This is a genomic window from Autumnicola edwardsiae, from assembly GCF_031846505.1.
In the GTDB taxonomy this organism is placed as follows: Bacteria; Bacteroidota; Bacteroidia; order Flavobacteriales; family Flavobacteriaceae; genus Autumnicola; species Autumnicola edwardsiae.
The window spans coordinates 1-206 of record NZ_JAVRHP010000378.1 but is presented as its reverse complement, the minus strand read 5'-3'; the positions used below and the strand labels follow the sequence as shown (position 1 = coordinate 206).

General features: G+C 43.7%; 1 protein-coding gene. It reads left to right on the top strand.

From position 1 onward, the window contains the following. Positions 1–206 (top strand): FAD-dependent oxidoreductase (locus RM529_RS18050; protein ID WP_311486104.1); only part of this gene is annotated, 206 nt, incomplete at both ends.

Sequence of the window (206 nt, the reverse complement as noted above, 5' to 3'; positions counted from 1 at the left end):
ATGTATTTGTAATAGGTTCCGGGATGTCAGGTATGACCGTTGCTAATAAATGTGCCTCCAAAGGCCTTAAGGTGGGAATTACCGATGAACTTCCCTACGGTGGAACCTGTGCCCTAAGAGGCTGTGATCCTAAAAAGGTGATTATAGGAGCAACTGAAGTACGTGATTTTGCGCAAAGGCTTAAAGGAAATGGAATAGATACCGTA